General features: G+C 70.1%; 28 protein-coding genes, 1 pseudogene and 1 riboswitch. Of the genes and pseudogenes, 20 read left to right on the forward strand and 9 right to left on the reverse strand.

Annotation, left to right across the window (positions count from 1 at the left end; all coding sequences use genetic code 11):
- Nucleotides 1-360 precede the first annotated feature (360 nt).
- From FE633_RS22005 to FE633_RS22025, 5 genes are all read right to left on the reverse strand, one after another.
- On the reverse strand, nt 361-1,035 hold the full coding sequence (locus FE633_RS22005; RefSeq protein WP_138046880.1) for an urease accessory protein UreF: 675 nt from the start codon (nt 1,033-1,035) through the stop codon (nt 361-363).
- 19 nt (nt 1,036-1,054) lie between these two features.
- Complete coding sequence (locus tag FE633_RS22010) at nt 1,055-2,776, reverse strand: urease subunit alpha (protein ID WP_138046881.1); 1,722 nt, start codon at nt 2,774-2,776, stop codon at nt 1,055-1,057.
- Entirely contained in the window at nt 2,769-3,080 is a 312-nt protein-coding gene (locus FE633_RS22015; protein ID WP_138046882.1) for an urease subunit beta, read from the reverse strand. The genes FE633_RS22010 and FE633_RS22015 overlap by 8 nt, the downstream gene beginning before the upstream one ends.
- A 16-nt stretch (nt 3,081-3,096) precedes the next feature.
- Complete coding sequence (locus tag FE633_RS22020; protein WP_055614092.1) at nt 3,097-3,399, reverse strand: urease subunit gamma; 303 nt, start codon at nt 3,397-3,399, stop codon at nt 3,097-3,099.
- Between the two features lie 696 nt (nt 3,400-4,095).
- Complete coding sequence (locus tag FE633_RS22025; protein WP_138046883.1) at nt 4,096-4,374, reverse strand: type II toxin-antitoxin system Phd/YefM family antitoxin; 279 nt, start codon at nt 4,372-4,374, stop codon at nt 4,096-4,098.
- Nucleotides 4,375-4,820: 446 nt separating this feature from the next.
- On the opposite strand from FE633_RS22025, the gene FE633_RS22030 reads away from it, so the two are divergent.
- The 5 genes from FE633_RS22030 (at nt 4,821) to FE633_RS22055 (ending at nt 8,689) form a co-directional block, all read left to right on the forward strand.
- Nucleotides 4,821-5,426: a dihydrofolate reductase family protein gene (locus tag FE633_RS22030; protein ID WP_044577946.1), complete on the forward strand. Its 606-nt coding sequence runs from the start codon at nt 4,821-4,823 to the stop codon at nt 5,424-5,426.
- A 613-nt stretch (nt 5,427-6,039) separates the two neighbouring features.
- Nucleotides 6,040-6,675, forward strand: a complete 636-nt coding sequence (locus tag FE633_RS22040; RefSeq protein WP_138046884.1) for an ATP-dependent Clp protease proteolytic subunit — start codon at nt 6,040-6,042, stop codon at nt 6,673-6,675.
- 7 nt (nt 6,676-6,682) lie between these two features.
- Complete coding sequence (locus FE633_RS22045; RefSeq protein WP_138046885.1) at nt 6,683-6,991, forward strand: hypothetical protein; 309 nt, start codon at nt 6,683-6,685, stop codon at nt 6,989-6,991.
- A 369-nt stretch (nt 6,992-7,360) separates the two neighbouring features.
- A riboswitch (cyclic di-AMP (ydaO/yuaA leader) is annotated at nt 7,361-7,525 on the forward strand.
- Between the two features lie 3 nt (nt 7,526-7,528).
- Nucleotides 7,529-8,002, forward strand: a complete 474-nt coding sequence (locus FE633_RS22050; protein WP_138046886.1) for a C40 family peptidase — start codon at nt 7,529-7,531, stop codon at nt 8,000-8,002.
- Between the two features lie 90 nt (nt 8,003-8,092).
- Nucleotides 8,093-8,689, forward strand: coding sequence for a DUF6328 family protein (locus FE633_RS22055; RefSeq protein WP_281291227.1), 597 nt, complete (start codon nt 8,093-8,095; stop codon nt 8,687-8,689).
- Nucleotides 8,690-8,710: 21 nt separating this feature from the next.
- On the opposite strand, the gene FE633_RS22060 is transcribed toward FE633_RS22055, so the two are convergent.
- On the reverse strand, nt 8,711-9,154 hold the full coding sequence (locus FE633_RS22060) for an ATP-binding protein (protein WP_138046887.1): 444 nt from the start codon (nt 9,152-9,154) through the stop codon (nt 8,711-8,713).
- 288 nt (nt 9,155-9,442) lie between these two features.
- Between FE633_RS22060 and FE633_RS22065 the strand changes: the two genes are divergently transcribed.
- Nucleotides 9,443-10,300, forward strand: a complete 858-nt coding sequence (locus FE633_RS22065; RefSeq protein ID WP_138046888.1) for a helix-turn-helix domain-containing protein — start codon at nt 9,443-9,445, stop codon at nt 10,298-10,300.
- 10 nt (nt 10,301-10,310) lie between these two features.
- On the forward strand, nt 10,311-10,535 hold the full coding sequence (locus FE633_RS22070) for a DUF397 domain-containing protein (RefSeq protein WP_138046889.1): 225 nt from the start codon (nt 10,311-10,313) through the stop codon (nt 10,533-10,535).
- Here the strand turns inward: FE633_RS22070 and FE633_RS22075 are convergent.
- On the reverse strand, nt 10,516-11,652 hold the full coding sequence (locus FE633_RS22075) for an 8-amino-7-oxononanoate synthase (protein ID WP_138046890.1): 1,137 nt from the start codon (nt 11,650-11,652) through the stop codon (nt 10,516-10,518). The genes FE633_RS22070 and FE633_RS22075 overlap by 20 nt on opposite strands.
- A gap of 160 nt (nt 11,653-11,812) precedes the next feature.
- Here FE633_RS22075 and bioB point away from each other — a divergent pair, with 160 nt between their 5' ends.
- The 4 genes from bioB to FE633_RS22095 are packed head-to-tail and all read left to right on the forward strand — an operon-like array spanning nt 11,813 to nt 15,872.
- Nucleotides 11,813-12,979: a biotin synthase BioB gene (bioB, locus tag FE633_RS22080; protein WP_138046891.1), complete on the forward strand. Its 1,167-nt coding sequence runs from the start codon at nt 11,813-11,815 to the stop codon at nt 12,977-12,979.
- Complete coding sequence (locus FE633_RS22085; RefSeq protein ID WP_138046892.1) at nt 12,972-14,276, forward strand: adenosylmethionine--8-amino-7-oxononanoate transaminase; 1,305 nt, start codon at nt 12,972-12,974, stop codon at nt 14,274-14,276. The genes bioB and FE633_RS22085 overlap by 8 nt, the downstream gene beginning before the upstream one ends.
- A 1-nt stretch (nt 14,277) precedes the next feature.
- Nucleotides 14,278-15,048 carry a dethiobiotin synthase gene (bioD, locus tag FE633_RS22090; RefSeq protein ID WP_138046893.1) on the forward strand — a complete coding sequence of 257 codons (771 nt, stop codon included), beginning with the start codon at nt 14,278-14,280 and terminating at the stop codon, nt 15,046-15,048.
- 56 nt (nt 15,049-15,104) lie between these two features.
- Nucleotides 15,105-15,872: a class I SAM-dependent methyltransferase gene (locus FE633_RS22095; RefSeq protein WP_138046894.1), complete on the forward strand. Its 768-nt coding sequence runs from the start codon at nt 15,105-15,107 to the stop codon at nt 15,870-15,872.
- Here FE633_RS22095 and FE633_RS22100 read toward each other — a convergent pair.
- Complete coding sequence (locus tag FE633_RS22100; protein ID WP_119103865.1) at nt 15,869-16,207, reverse strand: fic family toxin-antitoxin system, toxin component; 339 nt, start codon at nt 16,205-16,207, stop codon at nt 15,869-15,871. The two genes, FE633_RS22095 and FE633_RS22100, sit on opposite strands and share 4 nt — an antisense overlap.
- A gap of 37 nt (nt 16,208-16,244) precedes the next feature.
- Nucleotides 16,245-16,472 carry an antitoxin gene (locus FE633_RS22105; RefSeq protein ID WP_119103811.1) on the reverse strand — a complete coding sequence of 76 codons (228 nt, stop codon included), beginning with the start codon at nt 16,470-16,472 and terminating at the stop codon, nt 16,245-16,247.
- Nucleotides 16,473-16,732: 260 nt separating this feature from the next.
- Here FE633_RS22105 and FE633_RS22110 point away from each other — a divergent pair, with 260 nt between their 5' ends.
- From FE633_RS22110 to purB, 9 genes and pseudogenes are all read left to right on the forward strand, one after another.
- Nucleotides 16,733-17,611, forward strand: a complete 879-nt coding sequence (locus FE633_RS22110; protein ID WP_246113765.1) for an ABC transporter ATP-binding protein — start codon at nt 16,733-16,735, stop codon at nt 17,609-17,611.
- Between the two features lie 11 nt (nt 17,612-17,622).
- The gene (locus FE633_RS22115; protein ID WP_138046895.1) at nt 17,623-20,190 is read left to right on the forward strand and encodes an ABC transporter permease; all 2,568 of its coding nucleotides are present in this window, start codon (nt 17,623-17,625) and stop codon (nt 20,188-20,190) included.
- 48 nt (nt 20,191-20,238) lie between these two features.
- Entirely contained in the window at nt 20,239-20,664 is a 426-nt protein-coding gene (locus FE633_RS22120; RefSeq protein ID WP_138046896.1) for a GNAT family N-acetyltransferase, read from the forward strand.
- Between the two features lie 133 nt (nt 20,665-20,797).
- Nucleotides 20,798-22,219 (forward strand): hemolysin family protein, encoded by a 1,422-nt coding sequence (locus FE633_RS22125; protein WP_138046897.1) that lies wholly within the window; start codon nt 20,798-20,800, stop codon nt 22,217-22,219.
- The gene (locus FE633_RS22130; protein ID WP_138046898.1) at nt 22,216-23,229 is read left to right on the forward strand and encodes a hemolysin family protein; all 1,014 of its coding nucleotides are present in this window, start codon (nt 22,216-22,218) and stop codon (nt 23,227-23,229) included. The genes FE633_RS22125 and FE633_RS22130 overlap by 4 nt, the downstream gene beginning before the upstream one ends.
- 83 nt (nt 23,230-23,312) lie before the next feature.
- A complete protein-coding gene (locus tag FE633_RS22135) occupies nt 23,313-24,095 on the forward strand; it encodes an SGNH/GDSL hydrolase family protein (protein ID WP_138046899.1) in 783 nt (260 codons plus the stop codon).
- 142 nt (nt 24,096-24,237) lie between these two features.
- Complete coding sequence (locus FE633_RS22140; protein ID WP_138046900.1) at nt 24,238-24,576, forward strand: DUF4326 domain-containing protein; 339 nt, start codon at nt 24,238-24,240, stop codon at nt 24,574-24,576.
- Nucleotides 24,577-24,595: 19 nt separating this feature from the next.
- Nucleotides 24,596-24,712, forward strand: a pseudogene (locus tag FE633_RS49815) (DUF6624 domain-containing protein); the annotation flags it as partial.
- 107 nt (nt 24,713-24,819) lie between these two features.
- The gene (purB, locus tag FE633_RS22145; protein WP_138046901.1) at nt 24,820-26,262 is read left to right on the forward strand and encodes an adenylosuccinate lyase; all 1,443 of its coding nucleotides are present in this window, start codon (nt 24,820-24,822) and stop codon (nt 26,260-26,262) included.
- Nucleotides 26,263-26,284: the final 22 nt, after the last annotated feature.

Consider the following 26,284-nt stretch of genomic DNA (forward strand, 5'->3'; position numbering starts at 1 on the left):
AGTCGGGCCTGAAGGCCGAACCCCGCGGTGAGACCTGGGGCGCAACCCCGCAGTCGGGTCCGAGGGCGAAACCCCGCAGTCGGGCCTGAAGGCCGAACCCCGCGGTGAGACCTGGGGCGAAACCCCGCAGTCGGGTCCGAGGGCGAAACCCCGCAGTCGGGCCTGAAGGCCGAACCCCGCGGTGAGACCTGGGGCGAAACCCCGTGGTGGGGTCCGGGGGCGAAGCCCCGGCGGGGTCCAGGGGGCAGCGCCCCCTGGTGGGGTCTGGGGCGAAGCCCCAGGGGATGGATGGGGGTTCCCCCTGCTCGAGCGAAGCCGAGAGCTTGGGGGAGGGTAGGGGCGGCGGGGGCGACAAACCCTTCATGAGGCGAACAGTCGTACCGGCCAAGCGGCATGCGCCTCCGCACTGATCTCCAGCAGCGGCGCAGAGGCAGCGGGCAGCACATCAACTCCCTCCTCCACCGCACACCGCGCGACTTCACCCGCCCGGTCGGCGACACGATCGAGATCGGGCGCCAGCCGAGCCAGCACCCCGGTGGCATCGAAGGGGTCAAGACTCAGCAACCGCACCGTCGCGGTAGCCGGCCCGCCGACACTCTCGTACGCGGAGCAGTACGCGGCATCCACCGCCCCGAGCCCCGCCGCCCGAGCGGCCACCCCCAGGACGACCGGCTGATGAGCCCCCTTGGGAAACTCCCGTGCCAACGCGTCGAGCTCGGCGGACGGCCACGTCGCCCGAGCGGCCCGCATCAACTGCCGCCCGAGCTTCCGCGCGGCGACCCGCAGGGCGACCGACGGTGTCCGCGCGTCCGCGGCCTCGTCGAGCGCCACCGGATCGAGTCCGAGCGCGGCCGCCGCGGCCAGCGAGGCCGACACCAGCCCCGTCGTGTGCAACCGCCCCCGGCAGAACTCCTCCAGACTCTCCGCCCCAGTGATCCGCCCGGCCTTGACGGCCGCTTCGGCCCCGCCGGAGTGGGCGTGCCCTCCGGCGGGGAAGCGGCCATCGGCCAGAACAAGGAGCGCGGCTCGCGACATCGGATACCTGTCCCGGCCGTCAGAAGAGGAAGTACCGCTGGGCCATGGGCAGTTCAGCGGCCGGCGTGGCCTCCACCAGCTCCCCGTCGATGTGCACGGCGAAGCTGTCCGGATCGACCCGCACCTGCGGCCGCGCGTCGTTCTCCCGCATGTCCGCCTTGGTCACGCCCCGTGTCGACTCGATCGGCACGAACCGCTTCCCGAGCTGGAGCCGCTCCGGCAGCGCGTCCTCGATCGCGATCGGCGCGACGAAGTTGAAGGAGTTGGAGGCGGGGGCCCGCCCGATCGCCCCGTACATCGGCCGGGGCAGAATCGGCTGCGGTGTCGGAATCGACGCGTTGGCGTCGCCCATCTGCGCGTACGCGATCTGTCCGCCCTTGACGACGAGCTGCGGCTTGACTCCGAAGAAGGCGGGCTCCCACAGCACGAGGTCGGCGAGTTTGCCGGTCTCGATGGAGCCGACCTCGCGCGCGAGGCCCTGGGCGAGGGCCGGGTTGATGGTGTACTTGGCGACATAGCGACGTACCCGATGGTTGTCGGCGCGCCCGTCACCGGGCAGCGCTCCGCGCCGCCGCTTCATCACGTGCGCCGTCTGCCACGTGCGCATGATGACCTCGCCCACCCGACCCATCGCCTGGGCGTCGGACGAGATGATCGAGATCGCGCCCAGGTCGTGCAGGATGTCCTCGGCCCCGATGGTGGAGGGCCGGATCCGGGACTCGGCGAAGGCGAGGTCCTCGGGCACCGCGGGATTCAGGTGATGACACACCATCAGCATGTCGAGGTGTTCCTCGGCGGTGTTGACGGTGTAGGGCCGGGTCGGGTTGGTGGAGCTCGGCAGGACGTGCGGCTCGGAGACCACGGTCATGATGTCCGGCGCGTGCCCGCCGCCCGCACCCTCCGTGTGGTACGCGTGGATCGTGCGCCCCGCGATCGCGGCGAGCGTGTCCGCCACGAAACCGGCCTCGTTCAGTGTGTCCGTGTGGATGGCGATCTGCGTGCCCGTCCGGTCGGCGACGGTCAGCGCGGCGTCGATCGCGGCGGGCGTGGAACCCCAGTCCTCGTGAATCTTCAGGCCCAGTGCGCCACCGCGGATCTGCGACAGCATCGCCTCGTGCGAGACGGTGTTGCCCTTGCCGAGCAGCCCGAAGTTGAGCGGGTACTCCTCCATCGCCTCCAGCATCCGCGCCAGATGCCAGGGGCCGGGGGTGACGGTCGTCGCCTTCGACCCTTCGGCCGGCCCGGTACCGCCGCCGACGAGCGTCGTGATGCCGGACGCGAGCGCCTCGTCGGCGATCTGCGGACAGATCAGATGCACATGCGCGTCGATGGCACCGGCGGTGAGAATCCGCCCGTTGCCCGCGATGATCTCGGTCTCGGGCCCGATCACCAGATCCGGGTGCACCCCGTCCATCGTGTCCGGGTTGCCCGCCTTGCCGATACCGGTGATCCGGCCGTCGCGGATGCCGACGTCGGCCTTGACGACGCCCCAGTGGTCGACGATCACGACGCCGGTGATGACGGTGTCCGGGGTGCCCTCCGCGCGCGTGGCACGCGACTGGCCCATGGATTCCCGGATGACCTTGCCGCCGCCGAAGACGGCCTCGTCACCGGCGAGCCCGGGGCCACCGGAACGGTCCTCCTCGATCTCGATCAGCAGATCGGTGTCGGCGAGCCGGATCCGGTCGCCGGTGGTGGGGCCGAACAGATCGGCGTACGCGGCACGCGAGATCTCAGGCATCGAGGGCACCTCCGGTCTCCCCGCGCAGTCCGGGCACGACACGCGCGCCGGTGATCGGGACGAGTTCGACGTCGACGGGGATCCCGGGCTCGAAGCGCACGGCGGTGCCGGCGGCGACGTTGAGCCGCTTGCCGCGCGCGGCGGCGCGGTCGAAGTCCAGACCGGGGTTGGCCTCGGCGAAGTGGTAGTGGGAGCCGACCTGGACGGGCCGGTCGGCGGCGTTGAGCACGGTGAGCCGGGTGACCTCGCGGCCTTCGTTGAAGGCGACGGGTCCGTCGGCGAAGAGGATCTCTCCGGGAATCATGGCGGCGGCTCCCCCGTCAGACGATCGGGTCGTGGACGGTGACGAGCTTGGTGCCGTCGGGGAAGGTGGCCTCCACCTGGACGTCGTGGATCATCTCGGGGATGCCCTCCATGACGTCCTCACGGGTCAGGATCTTGCGTCCGGAGGCCATCAGTTCGGCCACGGTGCGGCCGTCCCGCGCGCCTTCGAGGATGTGCGAGGTGATCAGGGCGACGGCTTCGGGGTGGTTCAGTTTCAGCCCGCGGGCCCGGCGCTTCTCGGCCACGTCGGCGGCCACATGAATGAGCAGCCTCTCTTGCTCGTGTGGTGTCAGTTGCACGGCGTCCCACCTCACAGTCGTCGCTCCGGACCGTGCGGGGTCCGGTTGCCGCAGCCTCCGGGCAAAATCCCTGGTGGCGTGGAAGGCGCAGGCTAATTGGACGGCGTTTCAGCGACGTTAACCGGCATTGGCCCACCTCCCCCGTGTCGCGCTTGTCGGCTTCGTGCCGGGCACCCGACACAGGGCCCAAATATCCCTTACGTCCGGGCGGGGTCCGTGCCGCTCACCGCGACCCACCCCCGGGCCCGGCAGGTCCCGCCACCGCGACGGCCCAGGCGCGGAAGCAGCCCGCAGACGACCGGACCGTATACGGAGCGGTCATGGCGCCCGGCAGGACCCGAAGCCGCTCACCGCCTCCGCGGCGGGCTCGTGGCGGCCCTGCTGGGACTCCGCGACCGATACGCGGTCGGCGCCCTGGTCGGTGCCGCTCTGCCCGGAGACAGCGCGCCGCGCACCCGCGTATGGGACGGCATCGACGCCAGGCTGTCACGCCGGACCGACGCGGCCGAGCTTGCCACTCACCTCATCCAGGCAAGCGAGCGATTCGCCGACCGAACCCGTCCGCGGACCTCGGCTGCCGAGCCGCCCGCGCCGACCGGTGCGATCGGTCAGCGGCTGCCCGCCGGGGGGCGGGCTTCTTCGACGGAGCCGTCACGACAAGCCCCGCGCTCACCCCGACGGGCAAGCAGCGCATCCCTACGAGGCGTTGGGCCCCCGGTGCTCCGCCGCGATGCCGAACCGCGGCCCTCCCCGGGGAGCGGACGCGACCTCGCGGACGCTGGAGACGGCGCTGATCACCTGCTCCTCCGCCGTGTCCTGCAGCTCCTCGAGTCGTTCCAGGTCAGCGGCGGAGACGAGGGCGACGAGGGGCTTCCCATGCCGCGTCACGACGACGCGCTCACCGCCGTACACCACCCGGTTGATCAGGTCGGCGAGCTCAGCCCTGGCTTGCGTCACCGGAATCTCATAGGCCATGTTCTCCAGCTTACGGCGCCTCCTTGACGTCCATAAGGCGCGCTACTTGCAGGGGCAACGACGTACGCCGGGCATCACCATGGCCTGGTAACCGAACCAGATGAGTGAGGGCTGTCCAACGGGCAAGGAACTCCAGGATGTTGTCGGCGACCGTCAGGTAGTCCTGGCGGTCGCGCGGAGTGTCCGCGATCGCGGGCCGTTCGCGGGTGGGGCTGAGCTGGGGCTTTGACAGAACTCAAACCGCCGTTCCCCATCGCGTGGAGATCATTCCCCGACTGCGTGCATAGTGCAATCATGTAGGGCTCCGGGCCCTCCGAAGCAGTGCCGCTCCGCCGACCTGATCGGCTGCAGCATCATGGGTTTTCGTTACTCCACAGCGCGGCCGATGAGTTTGTGGCTCCCGGCCGGTCCAAGCTCGTGACACCCTAGGTGGAAAGGACACCGCCATGTCGGAGCTTCTCGTCGACTTCATCACGTCCCTCGACGGCCACGCATCGGGAGAGGGATGGCCCGGGTTCTGGGGCCTCGAGGGCCCGGAGTACCTCGCATGGCTCGGCGAGCAGCCCGAGGCCACCTACCTGATGGGAGCGAACACCTACCGCCTGATGTCGGGCTTCGCCGCAGGCGAGGTCCCGAATGGCCAAGACGAGTTCAGGCCCGAAGAAGAGGCGTCCGTCGACGAGCTCACGCAAGCGTCCAAGGTGGTGTTCTCCTCCTCACTCGAGGAGCCACTGACGTGGGCCAACTCCACGCTCGTCCGCGACGACGCCGTCGAGGCGGTCCGCGCCATGAAGTCGAGTGGCTCGGGGCTCCTCAGCACGATCGGCAGCCTCAGCCTGTGCCGGTCCCTGCTACGAGCCGGACTCGTCGACCGCTTCCGGGTCGTGATGTTCCCGGTGATCACCGGGGCCACGGGCGAAGAACGCATCTACGACGGCTATCCGGACGTTGCCCTCGAGATGATCGAGCACCGCACCTTCGACGGCCGCATCCAGCTGGTCGAGTACAAGCCCCGCGTGCTCGAGCACCCGCCGCTCGGCGTCCCTGCGTGACGTCGCCCCGTCCGCCGGTCTGGACGGCACCAGACCGGCGCCGGCGGGCGCGGAGCAAGACCGAATAGAGGGCGAACGGTCAACGTAAGGACGCCCGGTCCAGGTCGCGTCGAAGGAGTAGATCAGCCGAGCAAGCTCCCCCATCCGGGCGAACTGCGTTCCCCGAGGCACTAGTCAGCCTGCAGCAGACCCGCTCGTGTGGCCGAGGGTCATTGCGGCCAGGCCCAGACCGTCCCTTACGTGCCTGAAGGATCAAGGCACCCTCTGACCTGCGGACACACTTGACAGGTGCAGATAAGGCCCGTCTCCGACCCACAGTGGTACAGCACGTTGCGGGTTTCGAACGCGGTCGGGTCGTCCGGGTCGCCGTAGGCGCCCGATGATCGCAGCCCTGCCGCACCCGAGCATCGCAATTCAGACGGGTACGGACGTGTCCACCTCGCTCCGACCGAGCAGGAGTTGGGGTCAGTGGCGGGATGCCGCCGGACTCTCACGCCGAGAGCGAAACCGCCTTTGACCTGTTGCTCATCGCCAACTCGTGGGCCATGCTCCCCACATAACGTCTTGTACGTCCTGTACATTTTTTGCAGGACGCACTCGGAGGAGGCATGTCATGACCCGACCGTCCGCCCGCTACGTCCTGCCCGAGTTCACCGAACACACGAGCTCGGGACAGCGGACCATGGATCCGTACGCGAAGCTGCTCGAGGAACGGATCGTCTTCCTCGGGACGCCGATCGACGACACGTCCGCGAACGACGTGATGGCGCAGTTCATCCACCTCGAGCACCAGTCGCCGGACCGGGACATCTCGCTGTACATCAACTCCCCCGGCGGCTCGTTCAGCGCGATGACGGCCATCTACGACACGATGCGGTACATCACCTGCGAGGTGGAGACGGTCTGCCTGGGGCAGGCGGCGTCGGCCGCGGCGGTGCTGCTGGCGGCAGGCGCGCCGGGCAAGCGATCCGCGCTGCCGGACGCGCGCATGCTGATCCACCAGCCGTCGCTGTCCGAGCCGGTGCAGGGCCAGACGTCCGATCTGGCCATCCAGGCCGAGGAAATGATGCGGACCCGCACGCTGCTGGAGGAGATGCTCGCGCGGCACACGGGCCGGAGCCAGGAGCAGATCAGCGCGGACATCGAGCGCGACAAGATCCTGGACGCGCCGGCGGCGGTGGAGTACGGGCTCGTCGATCAGATCATCCCCAGCCGCAAGGCCTCGCGCCCCGACCCCGGCGCCAGGTGAACCGCCGATGCTCCCACCGGAGTTGCCCCCGATGCCGGCCCTGACCCGCGCGGAGGGCGAACTGATCGACCATTACCTGGAGGTGGTCGATCTCCTGGGCCGGATCAACCCCGCGCGCCCCGGCGACACCTACCGCGGCCTGCGCGCCGCGCAGGCACTGGTCAGCAAGGCCACCGCGCTGCGCGAAGCGCTGGCGCTGATGCACCAGCGGGGTGAGCACGAGGTGCACGCCCCCACCCTGGCGCGGGCATTGCGGGTCCTCGACGGCGAACGCCGCGCGGCTCGCGTCGCTTTGCCGTCCGACTCCGACAGCTGACGCACACGGACCGGCCCGGAGCCCCGCAGGTGTCTGACGAGGCGTCCGGGCAAGGTTTGAAACGGACCAAATGGTGTACCCCCGAACGCCGTAGCCGGGGGTCGTTCCAGAGGCCCATGCGAGTTGCTCAGCGCGCGTACCGCTGAGGCGGAATCAGGCATTCCTGTGCTGGTACGGGGGCCCTCGACCCTCTCGACGCCCTGGCTGAAACGGGGCTGTCCACCCGAACAGGTGAGTGGTGAGTAACCCCACAAAACGCCGATTCTGTTCGGCTTTTCCGACGTTCGTGCGTCAAGATCCCTTCCGACGACAAGCCCCCGCCACAGCGGCGGGGCGGTCCGGGCGGACGCCGAGTCCTGCCGCCGCCCGGATGACGGGTCGACAGAAGTGGATCGGCAGGAGTGGAGGACCCAAGCACGACGGGCCGCCGGAGAGATCCGAGTGGCCCTTGGGGTGAAGCCGCACACGCGGCCGGGCAACTTCGCCAGCCCGAATCCGACAGGTCATCCTTCACAGGCGGCTGACGAAGGGTTGCGCATGACTGCGCTCAATCGAGTCCCGTCGCTGCTTACCAGGGCCGGTACCGCATCGGCTCTCACCATCGCCGCCGTTGGCGGCAGCATCGTGGCCCCCGGCTTCGCGTCCGACGCCGAAGCGGCCACCCCCGCGACGAAGGCACTTCAGGTGGCGGCCTCCAAGAAGGGTTCCCCGTACAAGTGGGGAGCCACGGGGCCCAAGCGCTTCGACTGCTCCGGCCTCACGCTGTACTCGTTCAAGAAGGCCGGCAAGTCACTGCCCCGCACCGCCGCGGCGCAGTACAACAAGACGCGCCACATCTCCGCTTCGAGCCGCAAGCAGGGAGACCTGGTGTTCTTCCACTCGGGCCGGAACGTGTACCACGTCGGCATCTACGCCGGGAAGGGACGGATCTGGCACTCCCCGAAGACCGGGGACGTGGTGAGGCTGCAGAAGATCTGGACGAAGAGCGTCTGGTACGGCCGGGTCAGGTGATGCGCCCGTGGGATGGCGGCGTTCAGCTTCGGCGCCGCCGTCCCACGCGGCGGGCGTGATGCCGGCCGTTGATTGGTTACTCATTCATGTATGACCGACCGTCACGCCAGCGACCGCCCCAACGACCGTCATCCCCCCGGCCGTCAGCCCACCGACGGACCGGCCACCGGCCGTCAGCCCACGGACGGACCGGCCCCCGACAGACAGGCCGCCGAGGAGCGGCACGAGACGCGGCTCGAACGCGCCGACCGCAACTTCAACGAGCTGCTCCAGGAACTGAGGGTCACCCAGACCGGCGTACAGATCCTCTTCGCGTTCCTGCTGACCCTCGCGTTCACCCCGCGCTTCCCGTCCCTCGACACCATGCAGCGCGCCACCTACGTCACCACGCTGCTGCTCTCCGTGCTGGCCGCCATGCTCTTCACCGCCCCTGCCGCCCTGCACCGCCGGCTCTTCCAGCAGGGGGCCAAGCCGCAGCTCGTGACCGTCTCGTCGCATCTCGCCCAGCTGGGGATGGCGGTGCTCGCGCTCGCGCTCGCCGGGTCGGTCCTCCTGGTCGTGGATGTGGCGGTGGGCCGGGTCGGAGGGATCGTGGCCGGTGCCGGCACGCTGGTGGTGTGCCTCGGACTGTGGGCGCTGGTGCCTGACATGATGCGACGTCGCACCGGCCGGAACCCGGAGGACTGAGGCCTGCAACGCCGGACGGCCCTAGTCGGCCGTCACGGGCTGGACCGGTGCCTCCCACGGCAGCATGATCGACACCGTTTTACCCCCCTCGCGGGTGGGCCGGATCGTCAGCTTGCCGCCGCACTCGGCGGTCAGCCAGCGGATGATCACCATGCCGCGGCCGTTGTCCTGCTGGACGGCCGCGGGCAGACGCTTCGGAAAGCGGGGATGGCTGTCGGTCACGCCGATGCACAGCTGTTCGTCACGGTCGAGCGTGACGTCCACCGTGAAGGTGGGCGACTGCCCGAGGGTGTGCTGCACGGCGTTGGTGGCGAGTTCGGACACGATGAGCCGGACGGTGTCGGCGATCTCCGTCTCGGGTGGAAGGCCCCATTCGGCAAGGACGTTGGCGACATAGGTACGGGCGGCGGAGACCGAGGCGGGATCGCTCGGCAGAGTGACGGATGCTTCCAGGTGGTCTGCCATGGCGTCGTCGTCCCTTTCCCACGGGACCGGAGTCCGACACGGAGCGGATGATTCGAGTACGGTCCCGGACTGGTGCTGCGCGCCACACTGCCACTACCGCGCGGGTCTCGGTGGCGATCCACCGAGATATGCATATATCTGTCGCTCGAAGCGGTGAACTCTGCGACGGCCGACCGTATTTGGGCGGGTGACCGGGGCTTCTTTCGGACGGGTGACCGGGGGGTTCTTCTACCGTCGGCGTGACACCGGGCGTTATAGCGTCGGCTCGACGGTCGGAAGGAGACGGCCATGAAGAACGGTCCCGCGGTACGCCGCCGAAAGCTCGGCGCGGAGCTGCGCGCTCTGCGTGCCCATGCGGGCCTCACGAGCAGCGAGGCGGCCAGGATGGTCGGCTGGCACCAGTCGAAGGTGAGCCGGATCGAGACCGGCCGCAGCAAGGTCAAACCGGCCGACGTACGACTGCTCCTCGACGCCTACGACGTCCAGGACCCGGATCTGCGCGAGTTGCTCGTCGTCCTGGCGGGCTCCGGCGAGGGCGGCCGGGACCACTGGTGGCACGCCTACCGGGGCGTACTGCCACCCACGTACCGCGACTTCATCAGCCTGGAGTCGCAGGCCTGCGCAATGCGCACGCTGGAGAACTCCGTGGTCCCAGGGCTGTTGCAGACCCCGGAGTACGCGCGCGAGGTGACGCGGGCCGCCCTGGACGGGCTGCCGGACGGCAAGGTCGACGCGCTCGTGGAGGTACGCCTCGCCCGCCAGGACGTGCTGCGTTCGAACCCGCCGCTCCACCTGAGCGCGGTCCTGGACGAGGCGGTGCTGCGCCGTACGGTCGGCGGACCCGAGGTGATGTCACGGCAGTTGAAGCACCTACGGGACGCCGCGCACCTGCCTCACGTGCGCATTCAGGTGCTGCCGTTCGGTGTTGGGGCCCATGTCGGGGTGACCGGACCTTTCGTTATCTTCTCTTTTCCGAACACATCTGATCTGGATGTGGTTGTTCTCGACCACTTGACGAGTAGCCTCCATCTCGAACGGAAAGAAGACCTCCATGCCTACAGCGAGGCCTTCAACTCCCTTCAGGTGAACGCCCTTTCCCCCGACGAATCGTTGGGGTTCATCGACGGGATAGCTGACACCGCATAAAGGAGGCACCATGTCCGCCCTGCCTCGGTACGTACCTTCGAGCTTCCATCTGCCCGGTGTGCTGTGGCAGCGCAGCAGCCACAGCACCGGAATGAACAACTGCGTCGAGACGACCCGGCCGGGCTCCGGCCCATGGACCGGTCTCGTCGCCGTGCGCGACTCGAAGAACACCTCGGGTCCCGCCCTGCTCTTCGCCCCCTCGGCCTGGGAGGGCTTTATCGCCGCACTTCACTGATCACACGAACGGCACGGTCGATCTGCCCGCCGGTGAGGTCCGCGCGGGCGGTCAGCCGCAGCCGTGAGATGCCGTCCGGCACCGACGGGGGACGGAAGCAGCCGACGGCCAGTCCGGCCTCGCGGCAATCCGCGGCCCAGCGCACGGCCTGCTCCGGGGAGGGTGCGCGCACGGAGACGACGGCGGCGTCCGGCCGCACCGCCTCGAGGCCCTCGGCCGTCAGGCGGGCGTGCAGTTCCGTCGCCACGGCACGCGCGCGTGCCGCCCGTTCGGGCTCCCGGCGCAGCAGGCGCAGGGCCGCGAGGGCGGCGCCCGCCGCCGCGGGGGCCAGACCGGTGTCGAAGATGAACGTACGGGCCGCGTTGACCAGGTGCTCGATGACGCGGGCCGGACCGAGGACGGCACCGCCCTGGCTGCCGAACGACTTCGACAGCGTGACGGTGGCGACGACATCGGCCGCGCCCGCGAGCCCGGCCGCGTGCGGCGCGCCCCGGCCCCCCTCACCGAGGACACCCAGGCCGTGCGCGTCGTCGACGACCAGACCGGCGCCGAACTCCCGGCAGACACCCGCGAGTCCGGTGAGCGGCGCCGCGTCGCCGTCCACCGAGAAGACCGTGTCGGACACGACGACAGCGGGACCGGAGTGCGTGCCCAGCGCCTTGCGCACCGCCTCGGGGTCGGCATGGGCGACGACCTGCGTGGTGCCGCGCGCGAGACGGCAGCCGTCGATCAGCGAGGCATGGTTGCCCGCGTCCGAGACGACGAGGGAGCCGTGCGGCGCCAGCGTGGTGACGGCGGCGAGGTTGGCGGCATAGCCCGAGGAGAAGACGAGCGCGGACTCGAAGCCGCAGAACTCGGCGAGCTCACGTTCGAGTTCGGCGTGCAGTTCGGTGGAGCCCGTGACGAGCCGGGAGCCCGTGGCGCCACCGCCCCACTCCCGCGCGGCGCGCGCGGCGGCCTCGGTGATCTCGGGGTGCCGGGCCAGGCCCAGGTAGTCGTTGCTCGCGAGGTCGAGGAGCGGGGTGTCCGCGGGGCGCGGGCGCAGGGTCCGAACGAGCCCGGCCCGGCGACGCGCACGCGCCTGTTCGTCGATCCATGCGAACGGCGATTCCGCCATGTGTCCTCCGGGCCATGAAGATGCGCTTTTTGTAGGCACTGCACAGACCCTAGCGGGCTGACCAGCCACCCAGGGTGTGGAAAAAACCACACGTCGAACGGCCTCTGTTGTACGAACTCTCCTTTGCCCGGCGCGGTCGGATAGGCCAGGATCGGACCCTATGGACCTGCTGAACACGCTGGTGGACAAGGGGCTTCGGCGCGAGGTGCCGACCCGCGACGAGGCACTGGCCGTACTGGCCACCTCCGACGACGAACTCCTCGATGTGGTGGCCGCGGCCGGCAAGGTAAGGAGGCAGTGGTTCGGCCAACGGGTGAAACTCAATTATCTGGTCAACCTGAAGTCGGGCCTGTGTCCCGAGGACTGCTCCTACTGCTCGCAGCGCCTCGGCTCCAAGGCGGAGATCCTCAAGTACACCTGGCTGAAGCCCGACCAGGCCTCCGAGGCCGCGGCCGCCGGGCTCGCGGGCGGCGCCAAGCGGGTCTGCCTGGTGGCGAGCGGGCGCGGCCCGACGGACCGGGACGTCGACCGGGTCTCGGACACCATCAAGGCGATCAAGGACCAGAACGAGGGCGTCGAGGTGTGCGCCTGTCTCGGTCTGCTCTCCGACGGCCAGGCCGAGCGGCTGCGCGCGGCGGGTGCGGACGCGTACAACCACAACCTCAACACGTCCGAGGGGACGTACGGGGACATCACGACCACCCACACCTACGCGGACCGTGTGGCCACGGTCCAGAAGGCACACGAGGCAGGCCTGTCCGCCTGCTCGGGCCTGATCGCCGGGATGGGCGAGACGGACGAGGACCTCGTCGACGTCGTCTTCGCGCTGCGCGAGCTGGATCCGGACTCCGTTCCGGTGAACTTCCTGATCCCCTTCGAGGGCACTCCCCTCGCCAAGGAGTGGAACCTCACCCCGCAGCGCTGTCTGCGCATCCTCGCGATGGTCCGTTTCGTCTGCCCGGACGTCGAGGTGCGCATCGCGGGCGGCCGCGAGGTTCATCTCCGTACGATGCAGCCGCTCGCCCTGCACCTCGCCAACTCGATCTTCCTCGGCGACTATCTGACCAGTGAGGGCCAGGCGGGCAAGGCCGACCTGGAGATGATCGCGGACGCCGGGTTCGAGGTGGAGGGGACGGACCAGGTGACGCTGCCGGAGCACCGGCTGGCGGCGGGCGCTTGCGGCTCTTCGGAGAGCGCGGGCTGCGGTGCGCACGACGGGGGCGGTGTGTGCGGTTCCGTTCCCGCCGAGAAGGTCTCCGAGGCGCGTACGGACCTGGTCTCCGTACGCCGCCGGGGTGCCGGAACGGATCTCGCGCCCAATGCCTGACCTGCCCGTGCTTCCCGTACGCGAGCTGCTCGACCTGGACCGGCGGCACGTCTGGCACCCGTACGGGCCGATGCCCGGCCGGCAGGAGCCGCTCGTCGTGGAGTCGGCGAGCGGCGTACGTCTGAAGCTGCGCACGGCGGATGGCGTCGACGACGAAGCCGAAGTCGTGGACGGCATGTCGTCGTGGTGGTCCGCCATCCACGGCTACAACCACCCCGTGCTCAACGACGCGGCGCGCGACCAGCTCGGGCGGATGAGCCACGTCATGTTCGGCGGGCTCACGCACGAGCCCGCCGTGCGGCTGGCGAAGCACCTTGTCGATATGTCGCCTCAAGGTCTGGAGCATGTGTTCCTCGCCGACTCCGGCTCGGTCTCGGTCGAGGTCGCGGTCAAGATGTGCCTCCAGTACTGGCGCTCCCTCGGCCACCCGCGCAAGCAGCGCCTGCTGACCTGGCGCGGCGGATACCACGGCGACACCTGGCAGCCCATGTCGGTGTGCGACCCCGAGGGCGGGATGCACGAGCTGTGGCAGGGGGTACTGCCCCGGCAGGTGTTCGCGGATCCGCCTCCGGTCGAGTACGAGGAGTCGTACGCGGACGGACTGCGCACGCTGATCGAGTCCTACGCCGACGAGCTGGCCGCGGTGATCGTGGAGCCGGTGGTCCAGGGCGCGGGCGGGATGCGGTTCCACTCCCCCGCGTATCTGCGGGTGCTGCGCGAGGCGTGCGACGCCCACGGCGTACTGCTCGTGTTCGACGAGATCGCGACCGGCTTCGGGCGCACGGGTGCGCTGTTCGCGGCCGACCACGCGGGCGTGACGCCCGATGTGATGTGTGTGGGCAAGGCACTGACCGGCGGTTATATGACGATGGCGGCCACGTTGTGCACGTCAGGCGTCGCGGAGGGGATCTCGCGGGGTGAGGTCCCGGTGCTCGCCCACGGCCCGACTTTCATGGGCAATCCGCTCGCCGCCGCCGTCGCCTGTGCCTCCATCGAGCTGCTCCTCGGCCAGGACTGGCAGACCGAGGTCAAGCGGATCGAGACGGGGCTGCGGGAGGGGCTGGCTCCGGCCGCGGACCTTCCGGGTGTTCGGGACGTACGTGTCCTCGGTGCCATCGGTGTCGTACAGCTGGACCACGCCGTCGACATGGCCGCGGCGACGCGGGCGGCGGTGCGCGAGGGGGTGTGGCTTCGGCCGTTCCGGGACCTCGTGTACACGATGCCTCCTTACGTCACCGGGGACGCGGACGTGGCACGGATCGCGGCCGCGGTGTGCGCGGCGGCGCGGGAAGGGTGACATGTCGGTACTGGTGATCACAGGCACGGGCACGGAGGTCGGCAAGACCGTGACGACGGCCGCCGTCGCCGCCGCGGCGGTCGCCGCCGGACGCTCCGTGGCCGTGCTCAAGCCCGCGCAGACCGGTGTTCTGCCGGGTGAGCGCGGGGACGCGGACGAGGTGGCCTGGCTCGCGGGCGCGGTGACCGCGGTCGAACTCGCCCGCTATCCCGACCCGTTGGCCCCCGCCACGGCCGCGCACCGGGCTGGGCTGGCGCCGGTCCGGCCGTACGAAGTGGCCGAGGCGGCGGGCAAGTTGGCCGCCGAGCACGATCTTGTGCTGGTCGAGGGGGCGGGCGGGTTGCTCGTACGGTTCGACGGCGGGGGCGGCACGTTGGCGGATGCGGCACGCCTGCTGGACGCGCCGCTCCTGGTGGTCGTCTCCGCCGGACTCGGCACGCTCAACACGACGGAACTGACCGCCCGCGAACTGCGCGCCCGCCGACTCGACCTGCTCGGCGTCGTCGTGGGCAGCTGGCCGCGCGATCCGGACCTCGCCTCACGCTGCAACCTCGCGGACCTACCGGTGGTGGCCGGGGAACCGCTGCTCGGGGCCCTTCCCGAAGGGGTCGGAGGGCTGCGGCCCGCCGTCTTCCGGGCGACGGCGTCGGACTGGCTCGCGCCGCCGCTGGGTGGGACGTGGGACGCGGACGCGTTCACGGCGGAGCAGGCCGCGCCATGGGCCGCCGACTCGCCGGGCCACGACGCGGCCGGCTCCACGATGGACGGGTGAGTGGGGGCGTCCTGGGGGAGAATCGCGGTAACCCCAGTCGCCCAGGGGAGGTCTCCATGCGACCACGCGGCTTCCGGACCACACCGTCCGGCCGAATTCCTCCGGATTCCGTTCATCATCCGTTGTTCGCCCGCTTCTACGCCAAGGCCAGCGTGGCCGCCGAGCCCACGATCGGCGCCCATCGCGACAACCTGCTCGCCGGGCTCTCCGGCCGCGTCATCGAGATCGGCGCCGGCAACGGCCTGAACTTCTCGCACTATCCGAGCACGGTCTCGGAGGTCGTGGCGATCGAACCGGAGCGCAGGCTACGGCAGTTGGCGGTGACCGCGGCCCTGCGCTCCGACGTACCGGTCGACGTGGTCCCGGGCGTCGCGGAAGGGCTGCCGGTCAAGAGCGAGGCGTTCGACGCGGCGGTCCTGTCACTGGTGCTGTGCAGCGTACGAAATCTGCCGAGGGCCCTCGCCGAGGTACGCCGCGTCCTGCGCCCGGGCGGCGAACTGCGGTTCTTCGAGCATGGAAAGGGCGGCGGCGCAGCGATGGCCGCCACCCAGCGCGCCCTGGACCACACCGTGTGGCCCCTGCTGTTCGGCGGCTGTCACGTGAGCCGGGACATCGTCGGCGCGCTGCGGGACGCGGGGTACGAACTGGGCCCGTACCGGCGGCTGTTGGTACCCGAGAAGGGCCCGCGCCTGCCGACCTCGTACTGCGTCCTCGGCACCGCGCGCCGCCCAGACCTCAAGGAGAAGGAGGAGAAGGGGAAGGAGACGGAGGCCGAAACCGAGGCACCCGAGGCCGAGGACTTTTCGGGGACCGACGGCCCCTAGAGGCTCCACTGGCGCAGTTCGCGGGTGATGTCCTGCACGGTGGCGTCGCCCGTCTTCACCAGGCGGGCGAGCTCGCGGACCTGTTCGGGCGAGGTGACGACCTTCAGGCCGCTGGCGACGAGATAGCCGTACGCGACGGCCATCGCGAACATCACGTTGGAGCGTTCGAGCGCCGGGACGTGCAGCAGGAGCTGGAGCAGGGCGGCGGCGCGGGCGTGCGGGGTGTCGTAGACGGGGACGCCGAATATCTCCGCCTCGTGCCGGCTGACCGCGGCGACGAGGGCTCCCCAGTCGGTGACCTGGGGATCTCCGGGAGTCTTCTGTTCGGCGACCATGAGCAGCCAGGCGATATCGACTCTGACGTTCAAGGGTTCAGCGACGGCCTTCTCGCTCCGGGCCGAACTCCTCGGCGAACACGGACTCGTACTGCTTCATGAAGTCGGCGGCGGCCTCCACGAAGGTGTGGCCCGCTTCCCCGGTGTCCTGTCTGACCAGCTCTTCGATATAGCGGTTGACGCTCATGCCGCGAGCCAGGGCGCGTTCGCGCGCGGCGCGGGCGGTGCCCTCGTCCACGCGCACGTTCAGTTGGGTCTTCGCCATACTTCGAAGCTAGCGCCAAGGTGCTAGCAGTGGCAAGAGGGAAGGGCCTCCTGCCGGCCGCCATCGTGACGCGTCAGACCTCCTCGGACCGTCTCGGACCTCCTCAGGGCACCTAAGGGTGCCCCTTACATGAATCTCAGGGGCGCAGACCCTGCGACGGAGACCTCATGGCCTTCTTAGGGACTTCTGAGGGATACCGGGTGTGCCCCGGGTCACATTAGGCTCGCTGCGGACACCGAAGTCCGACATAGGAGGCGGCTTTGTCCACACCTGCTGCGGAGCACACCCTCGGCCGCACCGATGCCGGGGACATCGCGGCCCGGGCCCGCGGCCTGACCAAGGCGTACGGGTCGGGCGAGACCACCGTGCTCGCCCTCGACTCGGTCGACGTGGACATCGCACGCGGCCGCTTCACCGCGGTCATGGGCCCCTCGGGCTCCGGCAAGTCCACGTTGATGCACTGCCTGGCGGGGCTCGACACCGTCTCGGCCGGCCAGGTGTGGCTGGGCGACACCGAGATCACCGGGCTCAAGGAACGCGAGTTGACGCGGCTGCGCCGGGACCGGATCGGCTTCATGTTCCAGTCGTTCAACCTGATCCCGACACTGAACGCGGCCGAGAACATCACGCTGCCCATGGACATCGCCGGCCAGAAGCCCGACGAGGGCTGGCTGAACCAGGTCATCGACACACTGGGCCTGCGCGACCGCCTCAAGCACCGGCCCGCGCAGCTGTCCGGCGGGCAGCAGCAGCGCGTCGCCTGTGCCCGCGCTCTCGCCTCGCGCCCCGAGCTGATCTTCGCGGACGAGCCGACCGGCAACCTCGACTCCCGGGCCGGGCTCGAGGTGCTCGGCTTCCTGCGTGACGCAGTCGACAACCTCGGCCAGACCGTCGTCATGGTCACCCATGACCCGGGCGCGGCCGCCCACTCCGACCTGGTCCTCTTCCTCGGGGACGGACGGATCGTGGACGAGATGGCGCGGCCGTCGGCGGAAGCCGTGCTGGAGCGCATGAAGAGGTTCGACACGATCCGGGGGCCGTTCGAGGAGGGCACCGGGAGCACCGAGAGCACCGCCCCTGACCGGGCCGCCGAGCCCCGCCAGGATCCCGTCCGCGACATCTCCCCCGACAAGGACTGAGGCAGGCCGTCGTGCTGAAGGCGACACTCCGGAGTTTCCTCGCACACAAGGGGCGGCTGCTGCTCTCGGCGCTGGCCGTCACCCTGTCCGTGGCGTTCGTCGCGGGCAGCCTGATCTTCTCGGACACGGTGACCCGTACCTTCGACCGGCTCTTCGCGTCGACATCGGCCGACGTGACGGTGCTGCCGCGGGACGACCTCGACTCACAGATGCCCTCCGGGGCCACCGAAACCGTGCCCGCGAGCATCGCGGACCGCATCGCCCGGGTGGACGGGGTCGCCGACACGCATCTGGACGTGTCCGTCGAGAACGTCACCGTCGTCGACCGCGACAACGAGTCGGTGGGCCCGACCACGGGCGCGCCCACCATCGCCACCGGCTGGTACGTCACCGAGCGCAGCCCCGTGGAGCTGACGTCGGGCCACGCGCCGAAGGGCCCCGGCGAGGCGCTGATCGACGCGGACACGGCCGACAAGAAGGACGTACGCATCGGTGACACGCTGACCGTGATCGCGCAGCCGGGTTCGTTCAAGGTGAAGATCGTCGGCATCGCGACCTTCACCACCACCAATCCCGGTGCGGCGCTCGTCTTCCTCGACATCCCGACCGCGCAGAAGGAGCTGCTGGGCCGGACGGGCGTGGCCACCAGCATCGCGGTCGACGCGGCGGACGGCGTGAGCGACGCCGTCCTCAAGCAGCGCATCACCGCCGAACTCGGCAGCGGGACCTACGAGGTGGAGACCGCCGACGAACAGGCCGAGTCCGCCACCGCCCAACTCGGCGGATTCCTCGACGTCATCAAGTATGTGATGCTCGGATTCGCCGGCATCGCGGTGCTGGTCGGGGTGTTCCTGATCGTCAACACCTTCTCCATGCTGATCGCCCAACGCACCCGTGAACTGGGCCTGTTGCGCGCCCTGGGCGCCGACCGACGGCAGGTGCGCCGGTCCGTGCTCACGGAGGCGACCCTGCTGGGTCTCGTGGGCTCCACGCTCGGCCTGGCCGCGGGGATCGGGCTCGCGCTCGGGCTGATCGAGCTCATGGGCGTGTTCGGCATGAACCTCAAGTCCACCGAGATGGTCATCGGCTGGGTGACTCCCGTCTCGGCGTACGTCGTCGGGGTCGGCGTCACCTTCGTCGCGGCGTATCTGCCGGCTCGGCGGGCGGCCGGTGTGTCGCCGATGGCCGCGCTTGCGGACGCCGAAATCGCCGGCATGGGACGGCCGTTGCGGGTGCGCGCCGTTGTGGGACTGATCGTCGGTGCGCTCGGCGCCGCCGCCCTGGTCGGATGTGTGACCGCCACGGAGACCGCGTCCGCCTCCTCCCTGCTGCTCCTCGGCGTCGTGCTGACGCTGGTCGCGACGGTGATCGCGGGGCCACTCCTCGTACGTCCGGTGATCCGTGTCCTCGGCGGACTGTTCCCCGCGGTGTTCGGTTCGATCGGCCGGATGAGCCAGCGCAACGCGCTGCGCAATCCGCGCCGCACGGGTGCCACCGCGGCGGCGCTGATGGTCGGCCTCGCCCTGGTCGGCGGGATGTCCGTGGCGAGCGCGTCCATGACGGAGTCCTTCGACCAGCAGATCGACAAGACTCTGGGCGCCGACTTCGTCGTCCAGAACAGCAACTTCCTGCCGTTCCCGCAGGAGGTCACCCAGAAGGTGCGCGACACGGACGGCGCGGGACTCGTCGTGCGCCAGCGGTTCGCACCGGTCGCGGTCCGGCTGCCGGACGGCAAGCGCGTCAAGACCACCGCCGCGGGCTACGACGCACAGCTCGACGACGTCGCCCACGTCACCTACGCGCAGGGCGACACGGCGGACGCCCTCGCGCCCGGGAACATCGCCATGGACGCCGGCTTCGCCAAGGACCACGACGTACGCGTCGGCAGCACGATCCCCGTCGACTTCCCGGCCGGCCGGAAGGCCGAACTGACGGTGGCCGCACTCACCGACCAGGACTCCGCCGAGGGCTTCGGGATGCAGGGCGGGCTGTACTTCGGCTTCGAGACGATCGAGCGGTACGTGCCCGGCGGGCAGGACTCCGCGCTGTACGTGAACGCGGCCTCGGGCACCTCCGTCGACACGCTGCGCTCGCGCCTGGAGAAGACGCTCGATCCGTATCCGCAGGTGCAGGTGCGCGACCAGGCCGACTACAAGCAGCTGGTCCGTGACCAGATCGCCGTGCTGCTCTATCTGGTGTACGCCCTGCTGGGTCTCGCGATCGTGATCGCGGTACTCGGTGTGGTCAACACCCTGGCCCTGTCGGTCGTGGAGCGCACGCGCGAGATCGGGCTGCTGCGGGCGATCGGTCTCTCCCGGAGGCAGCTGCGGCGGATGATCCGTCTGGAGTCGGTGGTGATCGCCGTGTTCGGCGCGGTGCTCGGGCTCGCGCTCGGGCTCGTGTGGGGCGTGTGCGTACAACAGGTCCTGGCGCTGCAGGGCATGAAGGCGCTGGCGATACCGTGGGGCACCATCATCGCGGTCGTGGTGGGCTCGGCGGTCGTGGGCATCGTGGCGGCGCTGCTGCCCGCGTTGCGCGCCTCTCGCATGAACGTACTGGCGGCCATCGCACACGAGTGAGGGTGAAATTCCCCCACCACGGCCCGCCGGCCGTGGTGGGATCACCGCATGACTGAACTGCGGATACGGGCCGCGACGCCCGAGGACCTCGACGCCGTACTCGCCTTCTGGAAGGTGGCCGCCGAGGGCACGAGCATCAGCGACGACCGGGACGGCGTGGAGCGCCTCGTCGCCCGCGACCCCGAGGCGCTGATCCTGGCCGAGCATGAGGGTGAACTCGTGGGCACGGTGATCGCGGGCTTCGACGGCTGGCGCTGCCATCTGTACCGGCTCGCGGTGCATCCGGAGCAGCGGCGTCGGGGCGTAGGTTCGGCGCTCCTCGCCGCGGCGGAGGAGCGGTTCGTACGCCTCGGCGGGCGCCGTGGCGACGCCATGGTGCTGCAGCGGAACGAGACCGCCCAACATGCGTGGCGAGCGGCGGGGTACACACCCGAGGAGCGGTGGCGGCGGTGGGTGAAGCCGCTCAATGAGTGAGTCCTCCCCCTTACGAAAGGTGTGATCGTCCGCCCATGGGCGAGCCCCCCGGTACCCGGCAGCACGGCGTCCCGCCCCGCCGGCACCATGCGATCCTTGCGCCCCTGGCCGACCATGGGACGGAGGTGACCCGATGACCGAAGTGCTCCTCCTCGCCGTGGCCGTCCTGCTCTCGCTGGCCTGTGGCGCCTTCGTCGCGGCCGAGTTCTCGCTGACCACGGTCGAGCGCAGCGAGCTGGAGCGGGCCGTCGAGCGCGGCGAGGTGGGCGCCGCGGGCGCCCTCAAGGCCGTACGGAATCTCACCTTCCAGCTGTCCGGCGCTCAGCTCGGCATCACCGTCACCAATCTGGTCGTCGGTATGCTCGCCGAGCCGTCCATCTCCAAGCTGATCGCGGGTCCGCTGGAGGCGCTCGGCGTGCCGCGCTCCGCGGCCCCGTCCGTCGCGCTGGTCCTCGGGACGCTTTTCTCGACGGTCCTGCTGATGGTCGTCGGCGAGCTCGTTCCCAAGAACTGGGCGATCTCCTCACCGCTCGCCGTGGCCAAGCGGGTGGCGACGCCGCAGCGCTGGTTCAGCACCGCGTTCCACCCATTCATCACCCACCTCAACAGCACCGCGAACCGTGTCGTACGCCGCTTCGGCATCGAGCCCTCGGAGGAGCTGGCCTCGGCCCGCGGACCGCAGGAGCTCGTGGCCCTCGCCCGGCACTCCGCCAAACTGGGCGCCCTGGAGGCCGACACCGCCGAGCTGTTCGTGCGCACGCTTAACCTGGCGGATCTCACCGCGGAGAACGTGATGACGCCGCGGGTTCAGGTCATGGCCCTCGAAGTCCAGGCGACCTGCGAGGACGTGGCGAACGCGACGCGGGCGACGGGGCTGTCCCGCTTCCCCGTCTACCGCGGCACCCTCGACTCGGTCGTGGGCGTCGCGCACATCAAGGACGTCGTGGCCGTACCCGCCGAGCGCCGGGCGCGCTGCCCCGTCTCGCAGCTGATGCGCGAGCCCCTCCTCGTACCGGAGTCACTGACCGTCGACCGGCTCCTGGACCGGCTGTCCGGGAAGCGCACGATGGCCGTCGTCATCGACGAGTACGGCGGCACCGCCGGGGTCGCCACCCTGGAGGACATCGTCGAGGAGGTCGTCGGCGAGGTGCGGGACGAGCACGACCCGCATGAGACGCCCGATCTGGCCCCGGCCGGCACGGACGACGACGACCGGGCGCTGTACTCGGCCGACGGCGCGGTCCGCACCGACCAGCTCGCGCGGGTCGGACTGCGGGTGCCCGAGGGGCCGTACGAGACGCTGGCCGGACTCGTCGCGACCGAACTCGGCCGCATCCCCGCTGTCGGCGACTCCCTGGAGATCGTTCGCTGGCAGCTAGACGTGACAGACGCCTCCGGGCACCGGGCCGCTCGGGTGCTGCTGCACGCGCCGCTCACCGGGGAGCGGGAGGAGCAGGAGGAGCGGCAAGGACCGGAGGAGCAGGAAGACAAGAGGGAGAGGGACAGGGAGATCGAGAGCGACAGGGAGAAGAAGAAGAAGGAGGACACGCGATGACCGCCGTACAGCTCTTGATCGGTCTGGCGACGCTCGTCGTGAACGCCTTCTTCGTGGGCGCCGAGTTCGCGCTGATCTCGGTGCGGCGCAGTCAGATCGAGCCGCATGTGGACAAGGGCGATCGCCGGGCGCACAGCGTGCTGTGGGGGTTGGAGCACGTGTCCGCCCTGATGGCGGCCGCACAACTGGGCATCACGCTGTGCACGCTGGTCCTGGGTGTGGTCGCGGAGCCTTCGATCGCCCATCTGCTGGAGCCTGTGTTCCACGCGGTGGGGGTGCCGGAGGGCGCCGGACACGCGGTGTCGTTCGTGATCGCGCTCACCCTGGCGACGTATCTGCACATGCTCCTCGGCGAGATGGTGCCGAAGAACATCGCGCTCGCCGAGCCGGTGCGCCTGGCGCTGCTGCTGGGCCCGCCGCTGGTCGCGCTGTCGCGGGCGCTGCGTCCGGTGATCTTCACGATCAACGCCTTCGCGAACGGGCTGCTGAAGCTGTTGCGCGTCGAGGTGAGGGGCGAAGTGTCCGCGACCTTCTCGGACGACGAACTCGCCCGCCTGGTCAGGGACTCCACTGAGGCGGGCCTGATCGACGACCGCGCCCAGGAGAGGCTGCACGACGCCCTGGAACTGGGGCGCCGCCCCGTCCGGGACGTCGTGCTCCCGCTGGAAGGCGTGGTCTACGCGCGCGTGGGCGTCACACCGGAGGAGCTGGAAGCCCTGTCCGCCGAATCCGGCTTCTCCCGCTTCCCCGTTGTGGACGACGGCCGCCGCATCGTCGGCTACCTCCATGTCAAGGACGCCCTGGACGCCATGCCCCGCGACCTCCCGTTCCGCATCCCGGACATGCGTTCCATCCCGCAGGTCCGCGAGGGCACGCCACTCGACGACGTCCTCACGGCGATGCGCCGCAGCCGTACGCATCTGGCGGCCGTGCTGGGTGGCGACGGGCTCCTCGCGGGGCTGGTGACGATGGAGGACGTCCTGCGGGAGCTGTTCGGGCAGTCGGCGTGATCGGGACAGGCCCGGCAAGTCTCTGACAGGACGGGCAGCCGCCCGACCAATGGGTATGTGAACCGGATACCATCTCTGTCGCCATGGAGACGAATGCCACCTACACCAGCCTTGTCGCAGTCGGCGACTCCTTCACCGAGGGCATGTCGGACCGATTGCCCGACGGCTCGTATCGCGGATGGGCCGATCTGCTCGCGGAGCGGATGGCCGCGCGGACGCCCGGCTTCCGATATGCCAATCTCGCGGTGCGCGGCAAGCTGATCGGACAGATCGTCGCCGACCAGGTGGACGTGGCGGCGGCGATGCAGCCGGACGTCGTCACGCTGGTGGGCGGCCTCAATGACACGCTGCGCCCCAAGTGCGACATGGGCCGGGTCCGTGGACTCATGGAGGAGGCCGTCGAGCGTCTCGCCCCCTCGTGCAAGCAACTCGTGCTGATGCGCAGCCCGGGACGCCAGGGTCCGGTACTGGAACGGTTCCGGCCGCGCATGGAGGAGCTGTTCGCCTGCGTCGACGACCTTGCGTCCCGGCACGGCGCCCTGGTGGTCGACCTCTACGGCGCGCCCTCGCTCACCGATCCCCGCATGTGGGACGTGGACCGGCTGCATCTGACGTCCGAAGGGCACCGCCGGGTCGCGGAGGCGGTGTGGCAGACGCTCGGGTACGAAGCACAGGACGCCGACTGGCGTGCCCCGATGCCGCCCACCGCGCCGCCCGGGTGGAGCGCCCGCCGGACCGCCGACGTCCGCTTCGCCCGGCAGTACCTGCTGCCATGGATCGGACGACGTCTCACCGGCCGCTCCTCGGGGGACGGCCGCCCGGCCAAGCGCCCCGACCTGCTGCCGTACGACGGGCCGACGGCGTAGGCAGGAACGACGAGAGAGAGGCCGACGAGGGAGCGGCGACGAGGGAGGGGTCGGCGACCCGGCGCACGAAGCACCCGGTGGCGCCGGCGGACCACGTGTCGCATGATCGGCTCGTCGCCCGGCGCAGCGAAGGGAGCCTCGCGTGACCACCACCGTGATCAACCTCAAGGGCCGCATGCACGACTTCGGCCCCCGGCTGGAGGACGCCCCCGCGGACCTCGTCTACGTCGGCCGCCGCTGGACCAGGGGCGGCTGGGACCTTCCCGAGCACCCGCTCAACAACCCGTTCACCCCCGACAGCGCCAAGAAGAAGCGGGACGGCACCCGCGCCGAGGTCATGGCCAAGTACCGGGCGTACCTCCTCGAACGCCCCGAACTCCTCGACCTGGTGCCCGAGCTGCGCGGCAAGACGCTGGCCTGCTGGTGCACTCCCGAACTGTGCCACGCCGACATCCTGGCCGAGCTCGCCGACGCCTCCTAGGGGTGCGTGGTCGGCGAGGAAGGCCGCACGTGCGGCGTGGCTGATCGCACAGCACGCCGACCGGCAGCTCGATGTCCAGCGACGCGCGCTCCAGCTGATGGAACAGGCATCGACGAGTACGTCGCCAAGTTCTCGGCGGCCTGAACAATCGGCGGGTGGGGCGGCCGTGGGCCTCTGACCTGCGCCTTATGGACCGAGTGGGCGTGCATGGGCCGCGTCGGCCGGCAGGTAAACTCCCTACACGTGACTCCCGCGCCCGCAAAGCCCCGTATCCCGAACGTCCTCGCCGGCCGCTATGCCTCGGCCGAGCTCGCCACCTTGTGGTCCCCCGAGCAGAAGGTGCGGCTGGAGCGTCAGCTCTGGCTCGCTGTGCTGCGATCGCAGAAGGACCTCGGGATCGAGGTGCCGGATGCCGCCCTCGCCGACTACGAGCGCGTCCTCGACCAGGTCGACCTGGCTTCGATCGCCGAGCGTGAGAAGGTCACGCGGCACGATGTGAAGGCGCGGATCGAGGAGTTCAACGACCTCGCCGGGCACGAGCACGTGCACAAGGGCATGACCTCCCGCGATCTCACGGAGAATGTCGAGCAGCTGCAGATCCGGCTCTCGCTGGAACTGATGCGCGACCGCACGGTGGCCGTCCTGGCACGGCTCGGCAAGCTGGCCGGTGAGTACGGCGAGCTGGTCATGGCCGGCCGCTCGCACAATGTCGCCGCGCAGGCCACCACGCTCGGCAAGCGCTTCGCGACCGCCGCCGACGAGCTGCTCGTCGCGTACGGCCGGGTCGAGGAGCTGCTCGGCCGCTACCCGCTGCGGGGCATCAAGGGCCCGGTCGGAACGGCTCAGGACATGCTCGACCTGCTGGGCGGCGATGCCTCGAAGCTCGACGAGCTGGAGCAGCGGATCGCTCGGCACCTGGGCTTCACGCAGGCGTTCACGTCGGTCGGCCAGGTCTACCCGCGCTCGCTCGACTACGAGGTCGTCACCGCCCTGGTGCAGCTGGCCGCGGCTCCGTCCTCGCTCGCCAAGACGGTCCGTCTGATGGCCGGGCACGAGCTGGTGACCGAGGGTTTCAAGCCGGGGCAGGTCGGCTCTTCGGCGATGCCGCACAAGATGAACACCCGCTCCTGCGAGCGTGTCAACGGCCTGATGGTGATCCTGCGCGGCTATGCCTCGATGACGGGCGAGCTGGCGGGCGACCAGTGGAACGAGGGCGACGTGTCCTGCTCGGTGGTGCGCCGTGTCGCGCTGCCCGACGCGTTCTTCGCACTGGACGGCCTGCTGGAGACGTTCCTCACGGTGCTCGACGAGTTCGGCGCCTTCCCCGCGGTCGTGGCCCGTGAACTGGACCGCTATCTGCCGTTCCTCGCCACGACGAAGGTGCTGATGGGTGCGGTACGAGCGGGTGTCGGCCGTGAGGTCGCGCACGAGGCCATCAAGGAGAACGCCGTCGCCTCCGCCCTCGCGATGCGCGAGCGGGGCGCCGAGCGCAACGAACTGCTGGACAAGCTCGCCGCCGACGACCGGATCCCGCTGGACCGGGCCGGGCTAGAGGCGCTGATGGCGGACAAGCTGTCCTTCACCGGCGCGGCCGCCGGCCAGGTGACCGCGGTGGTCGGCCGGATCGAGGCAATCGTGAAGCAGCACCCGGAGGCCGCGGGCTACACGCCGGGGGCGATCCTCTGACGCGTCCGACCTCCGCGGACCT

The organism is Streptomyces montanus, assembly GCF_005786655.1.
In the GTDB taxonomy this organism is placed as follows: Bacteria; Actinomycetota; Actinomycetes; order Streptomycetales; family Streptomycetaceae; genus Streptomyces; species Streptomyces sporangiiformans.

Coding starts and splice junctions, on each gene's coding strand:
- FE633_RS22100 (WP_119103865.1), bottom strand. CDS start 16,207: ATGGTCGCCGAACAGAAGACTCCCGGAGATCCCCAGGTCACCGACTGG.
- FE633_RS22050 (WP_138046886.1), top strand. CDS start 7,529: ATGACTGCGCTCAATCGAGTCCCGTCGCTGCTTACCAGGGCCGGTACC.
- FE633_RS22015 (WP_138046882.1), bottom strand. CDS start 3,080: ATGATTCCCGGAGAGATCCTCTTCGCCGACGGACCCGTCGCCTTCAAC.
- bioD (WP_138046893.1), top strand. CDS start 14,278: ATGTCGGTACTGGTGATCACAGGCACGGGCACGGAGGTCGGCAAGACC.
- FE633_RS22075 (WP_138046890.1), bottom strand. CDS start 11,652: ATGGCGGAATCGCCGTTCGCATGGATCGACGAACAGGCGCGTGCGCGT.
- FE633_RS22085 (WP_138046892.1), top strand. CDS start 12,972: ATGCCTGACCTGCCCGTGCTTCCCGTACGCGAGCTGCTCGACCTGGAC.
- FE633_RS22070 (WP_138046889.1), top strand. CDS start 10,311: ATGTCCGCCCTGCCTCGGTACGTACCTTCGAGCTTCCATCTGCCCGGT.
- FE633_RS22025 (WP_138046883.1), bottom strand. CDS start 4,374: ATGGCCTATGAGATTCCGGTGACGCAAGCCAGGGCTGAGCTCGCCGAC.
- FE633_RS22060 (WP_138046887.1), bottom strand. CDS start 9,154: ATGGCAGACCACCTGGAAGCATCCGTCACTCTGCCGAGCGATCCCGCC.
- FE633_RS22065 (WP_138046888.1), top strand. CDS start 9,443: ATGAAGAACGGTCCCGCGGTACGCCGCCGAAAGCTCGGCGCGGAGCTG.
- FE633_RS22010 (WP_138046881.1), bottom strand. CDS start 2,776: ATGCCTGAGATCTCGCGTGCCGCGTACGCCGATCTGTTCGGCCCCACC.
- FE633_RS22045 (WP_138046885.1), top strand. CDS start 6,683: ATGCTCCCACCGGAGTTGCCCCCGATGCCGGCCCTGACCCGCGCGGAG.
- FE633_RS22040 (WP_138046884.1), top strand. CDS start 6,040: ATGACCCGACCGTCCGCCCGCTACGTCCTGCCCGAGTTCACCGAACAC.
- FE633_RS22130 (WP_138046898.1), top strand. CDS start 22,216: ATGACCGCCGTACAGCTCTTGATCGGTCTGGCGACGCTCGTCGTGAAC.
- FE633_RS22030 (WP_044577946.1), top strand. CDS start 4,821: ATGTCGGAGCTTCTCGTCGACTTCATCACGTCCCTCGACGGCCACGCA.
- FE633_RS22120 (WP_138046896.1), top strand. CDS start 20,239: ATGACTGAACTGCGGATACGGGCCGCGACGCCCGAGGACCTCGACGCC.
- FE633_RS22135 (WP_138046899.1), top strand. CDS start 23,313: ATGGAGACGAATGCCACCTACACCAGCCTTGTCGCAGTCGGCGACTCC.
- FE633_RS22095 (WP_138046894.1), top strand. CDS start 15,105: ATGCGACCACGCGGCTTCCGGACCACACCGTCCGGCCGAATTCCTCCG.
- FE633_RS22055 (WP_281291227.1), top strand. CDS start 8,093: ATGACCGACCGTCACGCCAGCGACCGCCCCAACGACCGTCATCCCCCC.
- FE633_RS22105 (WP_119103811.1), bottom strand. CDS start 16,472: ATGGCGAAGACCCAACTGAACGTGCGCGTGGACGAGGGCACCGCCCGC.
- FE633_RS22005 (WP_138046880.1), bottom strand. CDS start 1,035: ATGTCGCGAGCCGCGCTCCTTGTTCTGGCCGATGGCCGCTTCCCCGCC.
- bioB (WP_138046891.1), top strand. CDS start 11,813: ATGGACCTGCTGAACACGCTGGTGGACAAGGGGCTTCGGCGCGAGGTG.
- FE633_RS22125 (WP_138046897.1), top strand. CDS start 20,798: ATGACCGAAGTGCTCCTCCTCGCCGTGGCCGTCCTGCTCTCGCTGGCC.